Genomic DNA, 16,899 nt, shown 5'->3' on the forward strand with positions numbered 1-16,899 from the left:
AAAATATCTGGTTTTTTTTATTGTTGGCACTATTTTATGGATAATATCATATATTTTATTCGGTAAGATTTTAAGGTAATAATTTCAGACAAAAAAACTGTCCCGCTAGTAATTTCTAACAGAACAGTTTTTTAATTAAATTAGATTAGATTATGATTCCTTAGCTTGGTCTGCTTCCTTCATCTTTTTTTCAATATCAGCAATTGAATAAACAGATTTAGGTTTCTTTACATCTGACTCAGGTTCCATATCACGATAAATCGGAAGACCAGTACCAGCTGGAATTATCTTACCAATAATAACATTTTCTTTTAATCCAAGTAGCGGATCATTCTTTCCTCTGATAGAAGCATCAGTTAGAACACGAGTTGTTTCCTGGAAGGAAGCAGCTGACAAGAAACTGTTGGTTTCAAGAGCGGCTTTAGTAATACCTAAAATTACACTTTGTGCAGTTGCAGGAATACCACCAGAAATAATCACAGCCTTGTTACGTTCCTTAAACTGATTGATATCCATTACCTCACCAGGTAAAAGATCAGTTTCTCCAGGATCGAGCACACGAACTTTTTGCAACATTTGTCTAGTTAATACTTCAACGTGCTTATCTGAAATATCAACACCTTGCATCCTGTATGCTTTTTGGACTTCGACCAAAATATACTCTTCAGTAGTTAATGTATCAGTAACCTGAATTAATTCTTTCGGATCAATAGATCCAAGAGTCAACTTGTCACCGCGATGAACTTCGTCACCCTCAGCAACAGCTACCGAAGCAGTATAAGGCACGCTGTAACTTCTAGTATCGATCCTACCCTTAACAGTAATTTCACGAGTATGTTCAGCAGGATTTTCCTGAATTGAATCAATTACTCCATCTACTTCAGAAATTATCGCACGACCCTTAGGATTACGAGCTTCAAACAATTCCTGCACACGAGGAAGACCTTGCGTAATATCTTCAGCACCTGCAACACCACCATTGTGGAAAGTACGTAAAGTAAGCTGAGTACCAGGTTCACCGATAGATTGAGCAGCAACTGTACCAACTGCTTCACCAACTTCGACTTCTTCTCCAGTGGCAAGGTTCATACCGTAACACTTGCGACAAACACCATGTGGTGTATCACAAGTTAAGATCGAACGGATCTTCACGTTAGTTACACCAGCATCACAAATCTGATGTGCTAAGTTTTCATCCATCATGACATTGCGACCAACAATTGTAGCACCAGTCTTTGGATCCTTCACTGTTTCGGCAGTAAAGCGGCCAAGTAAACGATCATAGAGCGGTTCAATTAATTCGTCACCCTCCATAATTGCATGAACATTAATGCCACGGTCAGTCCCACAGTCATCATCACGAATAATAACATCCTGTGCAACATCTACTAGACGACGAGTCAAGTAGCCAGACTGAGCAGTCTTCAAGGCGGTATCGGTCATTCCCTTACGAGCACCATGAGTAGACATGAATAATTCTAGAACTGACAAACCTTCCTTAAAGTTAGAAGTAACTGGAATTTCGAACAACCCACCGTTTGGTGTAGCCATCAATCCACGCATACCGGCAAGCTGTGTAAAGTTGGAAATGTTACCACGAGCTCCTGAATCGGCCATGATAGTAATAGGATTACGTGGGTCATAAATCTGGGCAATTTCATCTTGAACTTGATCTTTACAATCATTCCAAATGCTAATTACCCGGTCGTGTCTCTCATCTTCAGTGATTAAACCACGTCTAAACTGTTTAGACACAATATCTACTTGTTTATGGGCTTTAGCAACCTTTTCATCTTTATCTTGGATTTCAGGAACATCGGTCATGCCGATTGTAATACCAGAAGTAGTTGAACTGGTATAACCTAAAGTCTTTAAGTCATCAAGATATTCAGATGTTCTTTGAACCTTATAATATTTATAAATTGTAGCAATTGAATCAGACAGGAATGATTTCTTAAACGGTGTAGAAATCAAATCACTTGCAACACTATCAATTTTTTCATGGATATCTTCGCCCGGTTCCAAGAAATACTTGGAAGCAAGTGGGTTATTTAAATTTTCTTCAGTTGGCTCATTAACATAGAAATAGTCATCTGGGAAAATCTGATTGAAAATGATTCGACCATAAGTAGTGACAAAAATACCATGTTCATATCCTTTTGGCCATGCCTTTTCTGGCATCGAATCAGCTGACATCCCAATAATGGTGTGATAATGAATGTCACCATTATTATATGCAACGGTTGCTTCATCAGGTGAGTTGAAAATCATTCCTTCACCTTCACGGCCCTTTTCAGCTTGAGTTAACCAATAATTACCCAAAACTATATCTTGAGATGGAGTAACAATTGGCTTACCGTCCTTAGGAGCCAAAATATGGTGAGCAGCCAGCATTAACATCCGTGATTCAGCAACAGCTTCGTCAGATAGTGGCACGTGGATAGCCATCTGATCACCATCAAAGTCGGCATTGTAAGCCTCACAGGCAAGAGGGTGCAGACGAATTGATTTGCCTGGCACTAAAACAGGTTCAAAAGCTTGGATACTCAAACGGTGTAAAGTAGGAGCCCGGTTTAATAATACCGTTCTTTCCTTAATCACGTCTTCAAGTACATCCCAGACATCATCATCTTCACGATCAATTTTACGCTTAGCACTCTTAATATTTGTAGCAATCTTGCGTTTAACTAATTCGTGCATTACAAATGGTTTGAACAATTCTAGAGCCATCGGGCGAGGAACACCACATTGATAGAACTTAAGCTTTGGTGAAACATCAATAACTGAACGACCTGAATAGTCAACACGCTTACCTAATAAGTTTTGACGGAAACGTCCCTGCTTACCCTTAAGCATGTGTGATAAAGATTTAAGTGGACGATTACCTGGTCCAACCACAGAACGACCACGACGACCATTATCAATTAATGCATCAACGGCTTCTTGCAACATCCGCTTTTCATTTTGCACAATAATATTAGGAGCATTTAAGTCAAGTAATCTCTTTAACCTGTTGTTACGGTTGATAACACGACGGTATAAGTCATTTAAATCAGAAGTTGCAAACCGACCACCTTCTAGTTGGACCATTGGTCTTAAATCTGGTGGTATAACCGGAACAGCATCAATAACCATCCATTCAGGCTTGTTACCAGAATCTTTAAAGGCGTCAAGAATATCAAGACGTCTGATTGCTCTAGTCCGTTTTTGACCTGTTGCAGTTTCTAATTCTTTCTTTAAATCAGTAACTTCTTTATTCAAATCAACCTTACGTAGTAAATCACGAATTGCTTCTGCACCCATTTTTGCGGTAAAACGATTGCCATATTTTGCCTTTTGTTCACGGTACTCAGCTTCCGTCAAAAGTTGTTTAAATTCAAGGTCAGTGTCGCCTGGATCAATTACAATATAAGCCGCAAAATAGATAACTTCTTCGAGAAGTCTGGGAGAAATATCCAAAATAAGTCCCATTCTTGATGGAATACCTTTAAAGTACCAAATATGAGTAACTGGGGCAGCCAATTCAATATGACCCATTCGCTCCCTTCTAACTTTAGAGGAGGTAACTTCAACACCACAGCGATCACAAACGATGCCACGGTATCTCACACCCTTATATTTACCACATGCACATGACCAATCTTTAGTCGGTCCAAAAATTCTTTCATCGAACAAACCGTCTTTTTCTGGCTTTAAAGTACGGTAATTAATAGTTTCTGGCTTTTTGACTTCACCATATGACCAGCTACGAATTTTATTCGGAGAGGCAAGACCAATTTGCATGCTTTCAAATTTATTTACATCGATCAAAAGTTTAACCTCCTACTTATTGAGAAATCTTATTATCATCGTCTGATTGATCTACAGGTACATTAGATTGCTCTGTCTCCGTTTCATCATCTTCGGAATCAGCGGTTTCTTCGGCTAACTTCTTCCGTTGTTGCTCTTCCGCCATCTTGGACAATGTGTCTATGTTCAAATGCTCATTTGAATCATCATCCATATCACGCAATTCAATTTCTTTATGATTCATATCAAGAACACGTATATCCAGTCCTAGTGATTGCAGTTCTTTAACAAGAACGCGGAATGATTCTGGGACACCAGGTTTAGGAATTCTTTCTCCTTTAACAATTGCCTCATATGCTTTAACACGACCAACAACATCGTCTGATTTGTATGTCAATATTTCCTGCAAAGTATAAGCTGCACCGTATGCTTCGAGTGCCCAAACTTCCATTTCACCGAAACGCTGACCACCAAATTGTGCTTTACCTCCAAGAGGTTGTTGAGTAACCAATGAGTAAGGCCCAATTGACCGTGCATGAATCTTATCATCAACCATGTGAGTTAATTTCAGATAATGCATGATACCAACAGAAACACGGTTATGGAATGGCTCACCTGTGCGGCCATCATAAAGAACAGTTTTACCATCTTTATCGATACCAGCCTTATGAACAGTGTCCCAAACATCGTCTTCGCTGGCACCATCAAATACTGGTGTTGCCACATGAATACCTAAATTAGCTGCAGCACGACCAAGGTGCAATTCCAAAAGCTGACCAATATTCATACGTGAAGGAACACCCATTGGGTTCAAACAAATGTCTACTGGAGTACCATCTGGCAAGTATGGCATATCCTCTTCGGGAACAACTGCAGCAACAGTACCTTTGTTACCGTGACGACCAGACATCTTATCCCCGACTTGAATCTTTCTCTTTTGCGCAATATATACACGGACTAATGTATTAACACCAGGAGATAGTTCATCACCATTTTCTCTAGTATAAACTTTGACATCGCGGACAATACCGCCACCACCGTGAGGAACACGCAGTGATGTATCACGAACTTCGCGTGCTTTTTCACCAAAGATAGCATGAAGAAGTCTCTCTTCTGCTGATAATTCAGTAACACCTTTAGGTGTAACTTTACCAACCAAAATATCTCCGTCATGTACTTCGGCACCTACACGGACAATACCTTGACCATCAAGATCTTTAAGTGCATCTTCACCAACATTTGGCAATTCACGAGTGATTTCTTCAGGGCCAAGCTTAGTGTCTCGAGCTTCTGATTCATAATCTTCAATACTAATTGAAGTATAAACGTCATCCTTAACAAGCCGTTCAGAAAGCATGATGGCATCTTCATAGTTATACATGTTCCATGTCATAAATGCGATAACGGGGTTTTGACCAAGAGCCAGCTCACCATGATCCATTGTCGGACCATTGGCAATAACTTCACCTTCTACAACTTTATCACCCAAGTTAACGTTTGGAGTCTGGTTGTATGATTTCGAGTTATTTGAACGACGATATTTTTCAAGTGTATATTTATCTAATGTGCCGTCATCACGTCTAACTCTGATTGTGTTGGCATCAACGTATTCAACGGTACCAGCAGCTTTTGCCAAAACAGCAGCTCCAGAATCATGAGCCGCACGATATTCCATACCAGTACCCACAAGTGAACTGTGAGGATTAATCAAAGGTGCAGCTTGTCTTTGCTGGTTAGCTCCCATCAAAGCACGGTTAGAGTCATCGTTTTCCAAAAACGGAATACATGCAGAAGCAACCGAAACAACCTGCTTAGGAATAACGTCCATGTAGTCAATTTTATCTGGACTGACTTCGACGTTATCTTCTTTATGACGTGCTAAAACAAGATCATCTTTAAATGAACCGTCTGGATTAAGTGGAGTATTAGCACCAGCAATAATATAGTTATCTTCAACATCAGCTGTAAGATAATCAATCTTGTTAGTAACTTTGTGTGTCTTCCAAGAAACACGACGGTATGGTGTCTCAATAAAACCGTATTTGTTAATCACCGCATATGTAGCCAGTGAGTTAATCAAACCAATGTTTGGACCTTCAGGAGTTTCAATAGGACATAAACGACCATATTGGGTATAGTGAACATCACGCACTTCGTATCCTGCACGATCACGAGTTAAACCACCAGGCCCTAAAGCTGACATACGACGCTTATGCGTTAATTCTCCTAATGGGTTATGCTGATCCATAAATTGTGACAATTGTGATGAACCAAAGAACTCTTTGATGCTGGCAACAATCGGCCTAATATTAATCAATTGTTGTGGTGTGACGGTTGAAGGATCCTGAATTGACATTCTTTCTCTTACAACACGTTCCATACGAGCCAAACCAATTCTAAATTGATTCTGCAATAATTCGCCTACACGACGAATACGACGGTTACCAAGGTGATCAATATCATCGGTTGTACCAATTTCATCTTGTAATAGGAAGAAATAATTAATTGATGCCAGAACGTCAGCAGGTGTCAGATATTTAACTTTCTTATCAATATGACCATTAGAAATCAATTTGACAACGCGTTCTGGATTTACTTTGGAGTAAACTTTAATTTCCTGTACGTTAATTGGATCAGGTAACACGCCTTCTTGAGATGGCTGGTAAGTAACCATCTTAAAGTCATCACGATCAAGATACTTTTCAAGTGTCTCCATTACTTCATGGGTCACAACAGTACCCTTTTTAGCAATAATTTCACCAGTATCCGGATCTGCTAGCGTTTCTGCCAAAGTTTGACCATATAAGCGACTCTTTAAAGATAATTTTTTGTTAACTTTGTAACGACCAACAGGCGCTAAATCGTAACGACGTGGGTCAAAGAAACGTGCATAAAGCAGTGATCTTGAGGAATCAGTTGTTTTTGGTTCACCAGGGCGAAGACGTTCATAAATATCTTTTAATGCTTCTGCTACTCTAGAATCAGCGGGGTTTTTATGGACATCCTTATCCAAAGTAAATTGTAATGTATCACTTTGACCAAAAACATCTAAAATTTCATCATCTGAACCAATTCCAAGAGCTCTGACTAAAACTGTCAGAGGCAGTTTACGAGTACGGTCAACACGAACATAAGATACATTTTTAGCATCAGTTTCATATTCAAGCCAGGCGCCACGGTTAGGAATTACGGTAGTACCAAAGATTTGACGCCCATTTTTATCATAATCACCAGAATAATAGACGCTTGGAGATCTAACCAGCTGAGAAACGATAACTCTTTCAGCACCATTAATAATAAATGAACCGGATTCAGTCATTAAAGGTAAATCACCGAAGAAAACATCCTGAGTTTTGATTTCACCGGTTTTTTGATTAGTTAATTTTAAAGTCACGTGCATCGGAGCAGCATAAGTTGCATCATGGTCACGTGCTTCGTCAACAGTATATTTTGGCTTTTGCAGTTTATAGCCCAAATATTCCAGGGAAAGCTTACCTGAAAAGTCACTAATTGGCATAATATCGTCAAAAACGTCTTTAATACCTTCATCCAAAAACCATTGGTATGATTCGGTTTGAACATCTGTCAAATTAGGCAGGTCCAGCACTTCTTTAATGCGGGAAAAGCTACGTCTTGTCCGATGTTTGCCAAAATTCACTACGTGTCCGTTTAACAAGGAGAAAACACCCTTTCTGTCAGAGAAAGCTAATATTACATTTTGATTACAAATTCAAAAAGCCGGAATTTTATGCATAAAAAAGACAAAAACAACAAAAGTCGTTTTTGTCCTTTATTATTTTGCTGGACAATAGATCAGCAAAATCCTGAAAATCAGCCTTTTAATCACGCATTACTATAACAAACTATTACAAGTGTGTCAATTAATTTACTTCGCTCCTACTAAGTTATTTTCTTTATCAATATCAAATTTTAAATGATTATGACTACAACCAATTTTAAGAATATCGCCACTAATAAGATCACCCTTGATTAACATTGTGGCAATTTCATCCTCAATATCCTTTTGAATTGCACGTCGCAGCGGTCTTGCACCCATTTCAGGATTATAACCATCTTTTGCAATTTTATCGAGTGCTGCACGAGAAATTTTGAGCTGAACTCCTTGTTTATGCAAGCGATCTATTAGTTTACGAGTTAATAGAGTTACAATTTGACGTAACTGTTTTTGATTGAGTTCATCAAAAATGACTATTTCGTCTATTCTATTCAAAAACTCAGGTCTAAAGAATTGCTTTAGTGCTTCGCGTACCCGATCCTGACGTAATTTTACTTGACTAGTATTATCAGCATTAAATCCTACAGCCTTAGTTTCAAATAGTGAACGGGATCCTAAATTAGAAGTCATAATAATAATAGTATTTTTAAAGTCTATTTTACGTCCTTTGGAATCAGTTAAAAAACCATCTTCCAAAACTTGTAACAGCAAATTAAATACATCTGGATGCGCCTTTTCTACTTCATCAAATAGTATTACAGAATATGGATGACGACGAACTTGCTCAGTCAACTGACCGCCTTCATCATAACCTACATATCCCGGAGCAGAACCAATTAGTTTGCTGTTAGCAATTTGATCCATATATTCTGACATATCAATTCTAATTAAATTGTTTTCAGAACCAAATATAGCTGCGGCAATTGCTTTTGCTAATTCAGTTTTACCAACACCTGTCGGTCCTAAAAACAAGAAGGAACCAATTGGTCGATTTTCATCTTTAATGCCGCTGCGACTACGGCGAACTGCCCGGCTGACAGCAGAAACAGCTTTTTCCTGACCAATAATCCTCTTATGCAAGTCTTTTTCCAGGTTGGCTAAGTGCTTGGTTTCATCACGATTCATCTGGGTAACCGGAACACCTGTCCAATTCGAAACAACCTTCGCAACATCTTCTGGTTGCACTATGGCATCCTTGTTAGTTGCCGAATCGAATTTGGCTGATAGTTCGTCCTGCCTTCTTTGTAAACTATTTTGTCTTTCCTGGAGTTGAGCAGCCTTTGCAAAGTTTTGATTAACGGCAGCACGATTTTTTTCACTAATAACCTTTTCAATTTGGTCATTAATTTGCAACAATTGGTTATTTGAGCCCTTTCCTGATTTAATTTTAACGGCAGCACTAGCCTCATCAATTAGATCAATTGCTTTATCTGGTAAATAACGATTAGAAATATAACGACTTGAAAGATCAACAGCATTCTCTAATGCAGACTGTGATATCTTCACGTGATGAAATTTCTCATATTTTTCTTTCAATCCATTTAAAATTGCCAGCGTTTCAGTACGAGTAGGCTCATTTAAACGTACAATTTGAAAACGACGTGCTAATGCTTGATCCTTTTCAACATATTTTTGATATTCATCAAAAGTTGTGGCACCAATCATTTGGATATCGCCTCGAGCCAAAGATGGCTTTAAAATATTCGCAGCATCAATTGAGCCTTCAGCGCCACCAGCTCCGATGAGAGTATGCATTTCATCAACAAAGAGAATAATGTTGCCATTCTCAGTAATTTCCTTGATGATTTTCTTCATCCGGTCTTCAAATTCACCACGATATTTAGTGCCAGCAACTAGTCCACCTAAATCAAGTGAAACCACTTGCTTCTTTAATAAATCGTGCGGTACTTTTTTCGCAACAATGGCGCTTGCAATGGCTTCTGCCACGGCCGTCTTGCCTACACCCGGTTCCCCAATTAAAACCGGATTATTTTTATTACGCCGAGATAAAATTTCAATAACTCGTGCTACTTCACGATCTCGACCAATAACAGGATCTATTTCACCATTTTCAGCGCGCTCGTTTAAATTGACCGAAACCTGATCAAGAGTTGGTGTACTTGAATTTCTACTAGTGCTTTCTTCAGAGCCGTTAAAACTGGACCAATTATTGTCATCAGATTGATCGCCTTCACCCATGTCTTGTTCGTCTTCGCCTAAACTGTGTAAAATGTCATTACGCAGACCATCAAGATCAATATTTAAATTGCGCAGTATTACAGACGCCAATATTTGTTCATTGAGCACCATACCTAATAGAATGTGGCAGGTTCTAATTTTAGAGGAACCTTCACGTTCTGCCAAAGTGCCGGCGTATGCCAAAACCATGCTAAGTCGCGGTGACATTTGCATATAACTGGTTTTGCCAGCTGAACCATAGCCTGTATAACGTTCAATTTCTTCACGAATCGCTTTCGGTGTTGCACCCCAGGCCCGCAAATTCTTGCCGGCTTCACCATCAGATTCAATTACCATCGCAAGTAGTACGTGTTCAGTACCAATTAAACGATGATGAAAATTTTGTGCTTGTTCACGTGCAATTTCTAATACTTGATTTGCACTGGCTGTATAAGATTTTTTCATCATTGCACCACCTTTAAAAATGACGTGTATACACTATAAACCTTTTTGACAATTTGTAAAATATTCTGTTTGAAACAGTCTTCACTGTCAAAAAACTTTGAAATCATTATATCAAAGACAGACACATCATGCGAATTAACATTCTTATATAGTTACATTGTTACTAAAGATAGGCAACATAATTAGATTATTTGGTTTTAAAAATGATTGTTAATTAAAATTGCTAAGAAATATTTGGTCTTGCCTTATAAAATATGAAAAAAATCTCATACTTGCAAATTTAAAATTACAAGTATGAGATAAGGATAATCGGGAAAACAGGATTCGAACCTGCGACCTCTACGTCCCGAACGTAGCGCTCTACCAAGCTGAGCTATTTCCCGTTTATTAAAAAAACTCACCAAAAGCGGTGAGTCTTTTTCTTGAGAGCGGAAGACGGGATTCGAACCCGCGACCCCCACCATGGCAAGGTGATGTTCTACCACTGAACTACTTCCGCAAGACAAATATTATTATAGCAAACCAATCTAAATTTGCAACCTTTTTTATTAAAAAAATCGCTGAAATATGCATTCTAACAGGAAAACTAACCTTGTGAAAATTTCTAAAACATAATTTCCGATAAGTGATACTATTCTGTTATACACAATATTAAATTTTAGAATCATTAGTGTAGAAAAGAGGCTCCAAAATTGCAAAAAGAACTGGAAAAACTGGTTAATTTAGATTCTGGAAAAATCACTTTTAAAGATAGTCAAATCGACTATATGTTGCAAAATATCGGAAATATTGATCCACATCTTCGTGATGATGTTGTTTATACGCCCTTTGCTCGTGGTTTTTTTGAAAATTCATTTACTTCAGAACAGAAAGCAAAGATAGTTACAAATTTTATTAATTCAAAAAGTCTGTTTAAGGGCATCGAACAGCCAGACAACGATTTAGTTTTTATCAGAACATTAAGTGCATTACTGGGTTCCCTAATTTTAGAGGACGATAAAAAGCATTCTATTTTAGATACAACTGAACGAAATACTATTTTTATTTGGAGTATTTGCTATTTAAAAAAAGAAAAAGACTTTCGCGGTTATGTTAAAAACAAAAGTTGGGCTCATAGCGTTGCTCATGGCAGCGACTTTCTAGGCTCCACTTTAAGTCATCCAGATTTTATGGCAAATAATAGTGCTGATATTTTTGCTATAATTGAAACGGTCTTTCAAAATATGCAAGGACCCTTTATTGATGATGAAGAGCAACGAATAGCTTTTGCCCTTTTCCAAGGTGTTTATTTTGGCAAAATACCAGCTAGTGATTTTAATGCTTTTGTGAGTTGCTTTAACAAGCGAATCTATGATCAACTTGATCAAGACGAGCGTGTTAGTTGGTTTCGACTAAGTTCTTGGTTTAAGTTACTACAAAACTGGTATTTTTATTTTTCTGGTAATAAGCCTATTCAAGATAAGTTACTTGAAAAAATCGTTGACTATAACAAATACATGGGATTTTCAATTTAAACAAAAAATAAGACCAAATTAATGGTCTTATTTTTAATTACTCTTTTTCTTTAAATCTTCTTCGACTTCGCGCTCAATATCTTCAATTCTCTCTGGACGCATTGTTGGGAATTATCTTTAGATTGTGCATAAGCTTTCCAATCCCATCATTAAGCTATACTTAAAAATCACACACTTCATATTTAGTCATAAATCTACATCAATTATCTACAAAATGGTGTACTTTTGGTGTATTTGGTGTACTACTTATAATAAAATCTTCAAATTTACTAAACTGTTTTTGTTTTAAATCTTTAGTCACATCAGCATAAATGTTGAGTGTTGTTTGAATATCAGAGTGACCTAGTGCTGCTTGGATAACTTTTACATTCATGCCCGATTCGATCAATCTAGTTGTAAAAGTGTGTCTTAAAACGTGACAACTAAAATTAGGCAATAATTCATCTTCGTTAATAGAAGGATTTTTTTCTAAAGCATCAAAATTAGCATCTCTAACAATACGCTTGATTGCCTTGTTTAAAGTGCCTTGGTGTTGAACATGACCAAAACGATTAACAAATATAAAATCTTGAAATCCATCAATGGTATCAACAGACTTTAGTCCTATATCTTCTAACCATTGGTTTTGTTCCAGCAGATACTGAACATGTAAATCGTTATGCATCGATATAATCTCCTTTGATAGAAACTTGAACAAAGCCAACTTGAGAAGACCAAAGACTAGTTTTACCATTTACTAGCTTTGCTTGTGCTTTGTCAAAAGTAAACATCATACCTTGCTTCAATCCATCTACCTTTTTCAGCTTAATAGTAAATGTTCTACCCTCATTTACATGTTCAGTATCTGCTGTAACAGCTAGACCTAAAGCATACGGATAATCTTTTACATCCTGCTTATTATCATATTGTGAGCTGATCTTACGTTGTTGAATATTTGTCACAATAACGGATTTACCACTTAAAACACTATCTGATTTTAAATTAACTTTTAAATTCATAATTTTTCCTTTAATTCATAAGATCTGCCATCCCAAGTTTAACTATTGGGCTGTCGTCTTCTTTACAGTATTCTTTGGTTGAAGATTGATACGTATCATTTATCTTCATGATTCATAATCCATCTTTTCTGTAAATAAATATAATCCGAATTTTTCAGGAAAAAATGGATTTGAAAAAGAACTATGAACATGAAAGGACTTTTAAAATGAAAATTGATATTCCAAATAAGCTACCAATGCTATTAAATGAATATAAAGAAAAAAATCATCTCACTAACGTCGAGATGATTAAGCAAATTAATGATTTAATAAGCAATCCACAAGATCGGATACAGCTAAAAGTGGATGATTATGGAAAAGACATCCCATCTTCATCTTTCAACAGCTTTATCGCCAAACGGCATAGTACTCGCCCTAAAAATGTATTTCAACGGAACGCAATAATACAGTTACTTGACATTCCATACATAAAAACAATATTTTCAGATGGTAATGAAGTAATTGAACATCTAGAAAAGTGTTACGATGTTGTAATAGACAATTTAAAAGAAATTCAACAAAAGAGTGATTTATTTAGACAAGAAAAAAATATCTATACGCGAGATATGATTAAAGAAATGCTTATCGAATCTTCTAGTATAGATTGGCGAGCCGTAGCTGGATTTATTTGGCATTTTGTTAATCTTCTAAAAGGGTTTGAAGCAACATTTAGCCCATTTAATGCAATATATGGCTATTTACTATGGGAAGAGTTATCAAAGTCTGATTTGATACTAACCTTGAACGAACTATTTTTAAACCAGCAAATTGAAGCAGATACTAAATTTGTTAGTCTCTTATTAGCAAACAATGAAAAAATATTAGATCACCTTATTTATGATATTATAGATTACAAAAGTGATTTTTTTATAACATTTAAATATGCTAAAATATCAAACAGTTCACTAGGAAATCCCATGCTATATGGGCAATATCCTGTGCAATTTATACCAGCAAACTTATATTCAGATGCTGCTCATCGTATTAATAACTTGAGCTACACAAAAAATGAAAAAAGAGCTGTTCTTAATGCATCTTTTAATATGCTTGAAGACTTATTTGATATTCTAGGGGAATCTTTAAGTTCGACTACGTATATGAAGGTATTTCGGTTTTAAAATCACGTCTCTATCGACCTTTTTTAAAATTGCAAAAGGCTGTGTAATAATCAATATTTTAATTTAAAACAACAACTTTGCCCACACTCTCTGTACTCTCTAGAAATTCATGAGCTTGAGGCAACTTGTCTAAAGAAAAAATTTTAGATGGCTTAACATCAATATTTCTTTTTTCAATAAGTTGTAATAAATTATTTAGTTTTTGTACATCAACATTGCCAGAGTAAAAACTAGTTAAATATCCATTAGCTGCAATATCCATTATTGGGTCAAAATTAGATAAATACCATTGACCGCCCAGCTCTCCCGTACTGCAAACAATTCCAGTTTCATTAACATGTTTAAATGTATCTTTTATAGTGGTAGGTCCTATCAGTTCTAGGACACGGTCATAACTATCACCAGTCATAAGTGTCCCAGCTTGATCTTGAATAACATCATCATATCCGATGTCTATTAATTGATCAGTTTTTTTTAGTTGTCTAGTTGAGCCAACAACAGTGATTTCCGTGAAAAGTGCTTTCGCAAGTTTTGTGAAAGCAACTCCTACTCCACTTGAGCCACCACGTACTAACAGCATTTGTCCACTCTTAATATGTAAATTAAGTAATGAACCATAAGCTGTATAATAAGTTTCAGGAATCGCAGCCAATGTTGACCAAGCAAGATTTGTTTTTATTGGATAAATTTGGTCATTAGGTATTAATACATATTCTGCATATGAGCCATCAAAGTTACGTCCCATTTCTCCCATTATTGATACAACTTTTTGTCCAACGGGTAATCTTTTAGGATCGGTCGTTTGACTAATAATGCCCACACATTCAATTCCTAAAATTCTGGGAAATTTAACAGATGGAGATAAACCATTTCTAGTAAAAATCTCAGAATGATTGATTCCAAATCCTTTAATCTTTACTAGTGACCAATTTTTCTTTACTTTTGGCGTCGGCACCACTTCAAGTTTAAGTTGCTCTGGACCACCTGCATGGTGGATAACTACTGCTTTCATTATTAATTGACACCTCTTTTCACATCATACCAATTATCAACCATAATATTTTTAATAAATTTCAAGAAAATAATGCATAACAGAGTTAAAGCAATCGTCAATATTGTTCCCCATAAAATTGGGACAACTCTTCCAGTTTGTAAGCCCTCAAACAGCAGATCTCCTAAACCACCAGCACTGATTGTAGATGCAATTGTAGCAATTGCCATGGTTGAAGCTAACGCTATTTGTAAGCCTGAAAAAATAGCTGGTAAAGCTAATGGCAACTGCACCTTTATAAATATTTGTTGATCAGTCATTCCCAATCCCTTAGCTATTTCTAAATAAGCTGAATCAATCTCGCGAATACCCGTAATAAATGTCCTAAGCAAAATATATTCACTGTAGAACGCTAATACGATCACTGCACTTTTCATGCCTAAGCCAGTAATTGGGATTAGTAATGCAAAGAATGCATAACTTGGTACAGAGTAAATTAAGGAAAAAGTATAAGTTAAAATACTTAACCAATTGTTTTTGCTTAAAAATAATACAATCAAACCAATTGCCACTGTCAATGCAATTAGAATTGCACATAAAACCATTTTCGCATGCTGAAATATCAAATTAATCATTTGACCTGAATTTGTTTGCCAATATTGGATCATTTTAGTTTCTCCCATAAAGCCTGCTTTTCACGAACAGTATTGATTAAATCACTCACATATTTTGTTTTTGGGTATTTAATTACTGTCATTGGTGTATCAAATTGTTCAATTTTGCCACGATTCATGATCATTATCCTATCGCCTAAATAGAAAGCCTCGTTAATATCATGAGTAACAAAGAAAAAAGTTTTATTTCCAAGGTTTTTATGTAATTTTTTCACTTCTTCTTGTAGCTTTTGTCTAGTGATTGCATCTAATGCTGAGAACGGTTCATCAAAAAGAAGTACAGGGGGATTAGCAGATAGTGCTCTTGCGACTCCTACACGTTGTTGTTGTCCACCTGATAACTGAGCTGGATACCGATTTCCGTAATCTTCTATATTCAGATCTACAATATTCAATAATCGAGAAACCGTTTCTTTTATTTTTTCTTGATCCCAACCAAGTAAATTAGGTGTTACGGCAATATTGTGTGCAATTGTCATATGTGGAAAAAGTCCAATTGATTGTACTACATAACCAATATGACGACGAACATCCACCAGATTACTTTTTTCTAAGTTCTTATCTCCAACAGTAATATTTCCGCTAGTCGCCTTTTCCAGTCCATTTATCATCTTTAAAGTTGTCGTCTTCCCTGATCCAGAAGATCCTAAAACTGTAATAAATTCTCCTCGATTAATTACAAAAGAAAGATCCGAAATAACCAAACTTTTACCAAACTTTTTACTTACATGCTCAAACTTAATAATTTCCTTGGTCATTTACTTTCACCTTTCTAATGACATAATCTAAAATAACCATTGCTAGCAAGGATAGTACTGCCACACTCACTCCACCAATTACAACATATTGCATTTTATACAAGCCCAATCCAGTCATAATTAATTGTCCCAGACCACCTGCACCGATATAAGTAGCCAAGGTAGCACTGGAAATCACTTCAATCAATGCAAGTTTTATTCCATTCAAAATATACGGAAAAGCTAATGGTAACGAAATTTGTTTTAGTAATTCTATGTTTGTCATTCCTAAAGATAAACCAATTTCTACCAAATCATGAGGAACTTCATTAAAACCTAAAATCGTATTCACGATTAAAGATGGAAAGGCCAAAACAACTAATGCGATTATAGCTGGTTTAACTCCTGTTCCAATAAGAGGAATTAATATAAACAGCATTGCTAAACTAGGAATAATTCTTAAAAGTTGAGCAAAAGTCTGACAAAAATCAGCAATTATTTTGCTTTTTGATCCTAAATATCCCAAAGGTAACGCAACAATCAACGCAATAGTCAATGATGTAAGGCTTAAAAACAAGTGCTGGCCTACATCATTAAAGTACTCTGCTGGACTTGTTTGAAAATATTGAATAATTTGATTAAGCATAGAAACCTCTTTTT

11 protein-coding genes and 2 tRNA genes are annotated in these 16,899 nt (G+C 36.4%); 2 read left to right on the forward strand and 11 right to left on the reverse strand.

All coding sequences use genetic code 11. The features are described from left to right. Nucleotides 1–150: 150 nt before the first annotated feature. The 5 genes from rpoC to F5ESL0261_RS07580 form a co-directional block, all read right to left on the reverse strand. Nucleotides 151–3,810 (reverse strand): DNA-directed RNA polymerase subunit beta', encoded by a 3,660-nt coding sequence (rpoC, locus tag F5ESL0261_RS07560; protein ID WP_109586597.1) that lies wholly within the window; start codon nucleotides 3,808–3,810, stop codon nucleotides 151–153. Between the two features lie 16 nt (nucleotides 3,811–3,826). Then, entirely contained in the window at nucleotides 3,827–7,465 is a 3,639-nt protein-coding gene (gene rpoB / locus F5ESL0261_RS07565; protein ID WP_122052759.1) for a DNA-directed RNA polymerase subunit beta, read from the reverse strand. A 210-nt stretch (nucleotides 7,466–7,675) separates the two neighbouring features. Continuing rightward, on the reverse strand, nucleotides 7,676–10,168 hold the full coding sequence (locus F5ESL0261_RS07570; RefSeq protein WP_122052760.1) for an ATP-dependent Clp protease ATP-binding subunit: 2,493 nt from the start codon (nucleotides 10,166–10,168) through the stop codon (nucleotides 7,676–7,678). Nucleotides 10,169–10,477: 309 nt separating this feature from the next. Next, nucleotides 10,478–10,551, reverse strand: a tRNA-Pro gene (locus tag F5ESL0261_RS07575). Nucleotides 10,552–10,595: 44 nt separating this feature from the next. Then, nucleotides 10,596–10,667, reverse strand: a tRNA-Gly gene (locus F5ESL0261_RS07580). A gap of 193 nt (nucleotides 10,668–10,860) precedes the next feature. Between F5ESL0261_RS07580 and F5ESL0261_RS07585 the strand changes: the two genes are divergently transcribed. Beyond that, nucleotides 10,861–11,682 carry a DUF2785 domain-containing protein gene (locus tag F5ESL0261_RS07585; RefSeq protein ID WP_122052761.1) on the forward strand — a complete coding sequence of 274 codons (822 nt, stop codon included), beginning with the start codon at nucleotides 10,861–10,863 and terminating at the stop codon, nucleotides 11,680–11,682. 199 nt (nucleotides 11,683–11,881) lie between these two features. Here the strand turns inward: F5ESL0261_RS07585 and F5ESL0261_RS07590 are convergent, their stop codons facing one another. After that, nucleotides 11,882–12,346: a tyrosine-type recombinase/integrase gene (locus tag F5ESL0261_RS07590; RefSeq protein ID WP_233560912.1), complete on the reverse strand. Its 465-nt coding sequence runs from the start codon at nucleotides 12,344–12,346 to the stop codon at nucleotides 11,882–11,884. Continuing rightward, on the reverse strand, nucleotides 12,339–12,680 hold the full coding sequence (locus tag F5ESL0261_RS07595) for a hypothetical protein (RefSeq protein WP_122052762.1): 342 nt from the start codon (nucleotides 12,678–12,680) through the stop codon (nucleotides 12,339–12,341). The genes F5ESL0261_RS07590 and F5ESL0261_RS07595 overlap by 8 nt, the downstream gene beginning before the upstream one ends. A 206-nt stretch (nucleotides 12,681–12,886) precedes the next feature. Between F5ESL0261_RS07595 and F5ESL0261_RS07600 the strand changes: the two genes are divergently transcribed. Beyond that, nucleotides 12,887–13,837 carry a hypothetical protein gene (locus F5ESL0261_RS07600; protein WP_147446236.1) on the forward strand — a complete coding sequence of 317 codons (951 nt, stop codon included), beginning with the start codon at nucleotides 12,887–12,889 and terminating at the stop codon, nucleotides 13,835–13,837. A gap of 58 nt (nucleotides 13,838–13,895) precedes the next feature. Here F5ESL0261_RS07600 and F5ESL0261_RS07605 read toward each other — a convergent pair whose 3' ends face one another. From F5ESL0261_RS07605 to F5ESL0261_RS07620, 4 genes are read right to left on the reverse strand one after another with little or no spacing between them, the layout of a single operon-like run. Then, nucleotides 13,896–14,849: a zinc-binding alcohol dehydrogenase family protein gene (locus F5ESL0261_RS07605; RefSeq protein ID WP_122052764.1), complete on the reverse strand. Its 954-nt coding sequence runs from the start codon at nucleotides 14,847–14,849 to the stop codon at nucleotides 13,896–13,898. A gap of 2 nt (nucleotides 14,850–14,851) precedes the next feature. Then, nucleotides 14,852–15,496 (reverse strand): ABC transporter permease, encoded by a 645-nt coding sequence (locus F5ESL0261_RS07610; RefSeq protein ID WP_122052765.1) that lies wholly within the window; start codon nucleotides 15,494–15,496, stop codon nucleotides 14,852–14,854. After that, on the reverse strand, nucleotides 15,493–16,260 hold the full coding sequence (locus tag F5ESL0261_RS07615) for an ABC transporter ATP-binding protein (RefSeq protein WP_122052766.1): 768 nt from the start codon (nucleotides 16,258–16,260) through the stop codon (nucleotides 15,493–15,495). The genes F5ESL0261_RS07610 and F5ESL0261_RS07615 overlap by 4 nt, the downstream gene beginning before the upstream one ends. Continuing rightward, on the reverse strand, nucleotides 16,241–16,885 hold the full coding sequence (locus tag F5ESL0261_RS07620; protein WP_122052767.1) for an ABC transporter permease: 645 nt from the start codon (nucleotides 16,883–16,885) through the stop codon (nucleotides 16,241–16,243). Before F5ESL0261_RS07620 ends, F5ESL0261_RS07615 begins: the two co-directional genes overlap by 20 nt. Nucleotides 16,886–16,899: the final 14 nt, after the last annotated feature.

The organism is Lactobacillus sp. ESL0261 (assembly GCF_003693025.1).
Taxonomy (GTDB): domain Bacteria; phylum Bacillota; class Bacilli; order Lactobacillales; family Lactobacillaceae; genus Lactobacillus; species Lactobacillus kullabergensis.